The 2,552-nt window shown below is 57.1% G+C and carries 5 protein-coding genes and 1 pseudogene; all 6 read left to right on the forward strand.

Features of this window, described 5'->3' with window-relative positions:
• Positions 1 to 276: hypothetical protein (locus C814_RS13755; RefSeq protein ID WP_016318074.1), on the forward strand; the 276-nt coding region annotated here is incomplete at its 5' end.
• A gap of 4 nt (positions 277 to 280) precedes the next feature.
• Entirely contained in the window at positions 281 to 646 is a 366-nt protein-coding gene (locus C814_RS13760; protein ID WP_016318075.1) for a hypothetical protein, read from the forward strand.
• A complete protein-coding gene (locus C814_RS13765; RefSeq protein ID WP_016318076.1) occupies positions 643 to 1,254 on the forward strand; it encodes a hypothetical protein in 612 nt (203 codons plus the stop codon). The genes C814_RS13760 and C814_RS13765 overlap by 4 nt, the downstream gene beginning before the upstream one ends.
• Before the next feature lie 2 nt (positions 1,255 to 1,256).
• Positions 1,257 to 1,751: a hypothetical protein gene (locus C814_RS13770; protein ID WP_016318077.1), complete on the forward strand. Its 495-nt coding sequence runs from the start codon at positions 1,257 to 1,259 to the stop codon at positions 1,749 to 1,751.
• A complete protein-coding gene (locus C814_RS13775) occupies positions 1,744 to 2,025 on the forward strand; it encodes a hypothetical protein (protein WP_016318078.1) in 282 nt (93 codons plus the stop codon). The genes C814_RS13770 and C814_RS13775 overlap by 8 nt, the downstream gene beginning before the upstream one ends.
• Positions 2,026 to 2,552, forward strand: a pseudogene (locus C814_RS13780) (phage tail protein); the annotation flags it as partial.

Below are 2,552 nucleotides of genomic sequence, written 5' to 3' on the forward strand. Positions count from 1 at the left end.
AGGATGATCCGGTTGTTTTGTCCATTGACGCATAACGGATACCTGATCCCGGCGGGAAAGACCGTCCGTCTGCCCAAGGAGCTGGAAGAGAAGATTGTGGCCGCGGGCAACGGAAAACGGGTGGCCGCGATGGATGTGAGCGAGGGCTGGCTCGAGCAAACCGAACCGAAACAGGCGCCAGAGCAGAAACCCGGAGAGGAGGCCGAACCGGAGGAAGCGCCGGACCGGCTCCCCGGCATGCAGGAACTGCCGGTCGGCCGCAAGGGGAGGAAGTGAGCGGATGGCAACATTCAAAGAGCATATGCGGGAGGACATTAGCCTGTTCCTGAATCTGGAGGAGTTCGCGGAGCTGCGCACCGTCCGGTATGACGGGGAGAGTTATCAGGATATTCCCGTCGTGCTGGAGGGGTTTGAGGAGAAAGACCGGCGACAGCTGATGAGCGACCATGTGCAGGGACTCTATCTGGTATCAGCCGTTCTGTATTGCGCGCGGGATGATCTGGGGGGATGCCAGCCGGAGAAGGGCAAACGCATCTATATCAATGATGAGGAAGGCGGAAGCGGCTTCTTTCGAGGATTTTATGTCGCTTCGTCTGCCTGCGAACTGGGGATGCTGCGGGTGGAATTGGAGGCGATCGACGAATGAGCAAGCTGATAAGATCACAGTATCAGGAGGCAGTTTATGCGGGTCTGACGGTGGATATTGCGGAAGAGAGCTTGGATCGCGTGACAAAACTGCTGGCGGGAATTAGTGGCGGCGTCCATAAAGCGGTGGGGAGTGCCCTGGCCCGCGCTGCATCTTCCGGGAAAACGGCTGCAAAGCGGGCGGTCGCAGAAGAGTATACGCTCAGCCAAAGTGAGTTCCTTTCTCAGACCCGGAATGTCAACCACATAGTCCGGGAGACTGGCGGTGGGGTGTCTGTAGTATTTGGGTTTCGCGGTTATGTGATCCCACTCGCCAAATTCAACACCCGGATCAACAGCAGCGGGCGGGTCGTGACCCAGGTAAAACGGACCAACACAGCGGAAACGTTGGATCAGGCATTTCAGGCGCAGATGGGACGGCACAGGGGAATCTATGAGCGGGTCGGCGCAAAGCGATTCCCGGTAAGAGAACTTTACGGCCCGTCCACTGTACAGATGATGCATGCCAATGAGAGAGTCATGGACAAAATCGAGGAAAAAATGGCCGAGACTTACGAGAAGAATATTGACCATGAAATTTTGAGAATTCTCAACGGTTGGGGGATGTAATTATGACAAAAGTAGTTTTGCTGGAACAGTTGAAGGTTTTTACAGAGGAAGCCACTCACGATTTGATTCTGCCGGTAGCCCGGCAGAAAGAGGACAGGGAGCAGCCTGCTCCCCGCACAGCAGAGGTCTACAGTACCCGGCTGCCGGACAGCCGTGCGGCAAAGAAAAATGCGCCGTATATTCTGCATCAGGTGATTACCGGAAAGGATGAGCAGGCTCCTGGGCAGCTCCCTACTGCGTCTGTCTCAATCCGTACGATTTTCTGTGTGCATCACCCGGACGAACAGGAGGGCGGGCTGGCCCTGCTCAACCTGATGGAGCGGCTGCGGATCGCCCTATTGGAGAAAGGCGCTATAGGAGGACAGTTCATACTGGATCGAACGGCAGGGTTGGAGAGTTTCATCTATCCCGAGGATACCGCCCCATATTATGCTGGAGAGATGATCTCCGCATGGATTCTTCCGGCAGTAGCGAGGAGGGTCGCTTGTCATGGCTAAAAAATCTCAAGCCCGGCCCAAACCGGATGACAGCGGGTTCTACTGCTACATCGGCCCCAACCTTGCGGGCCTGATCCAGAGCGGGACGATCTACATGGGTACGAAAGAGGAAGCGCTCGCCGCAGCGGCCCGCGCGATTGAAAAACAGCCGCTGGTGAAAACCCTGATCGTCTCGGGCGCGGCCCTGCCGGAGGCCCGGCTCAAGGTCAAAAAGCCCGGGAACGCCCTATATGTAAACTATCAGAAGGTTGCAGCCGGAAGGGAGGGGAACTAAATGGCCAATCTCGGAGTGCACGTGTACGAACAGGCGACCTCGCTCAGCACGCCGGTCGTGGCGGATGCCGGGATCCCGTATGTGGTGGGCGTCGCCCCATCCCACGCGGCATCCAGCCCGGGCAAAGCGTATACGCCGGTCCTTTGCACAAGCTGGGCAGAAGCGGTGGAAAAGCTGGGCTTCTCCTACGACTGGGAAACCTACACCCTCTGCGAATTCATGTACAGCCATTTTCAGCTGTTCGGTTGTCAGCCGGTGCTCTTCTGCAACGTTTTTGATCCCGCCGCCATGCAGAAGACGGGAGAAGGCAAGGACTATGCGGTATCGGAGCACAGGATTTCCATCCCGTTCGGATTTATCCACGATGACAAGCTGGTGGTGACCTGCGTAAAGAAAGCCGGTTCGGACGAGGTGATCGCGGCGGACAACCAGCTGGCGGAGGACGAGGATTACAGCGTCCTGTACGACGCGGACGAGGATGCCTGTATCATCGAGCTGCTGCCCGCCAGTGATTACTACCAGACCGC

The organism is Anaerotruncus sp. G3(2012) (assembly GCF_000403395.2).
Lineage (GTDB): Bacteria > Bacillota > Clostridia > Oscillospirales > Ruminococcaceae > Anaerotruncus.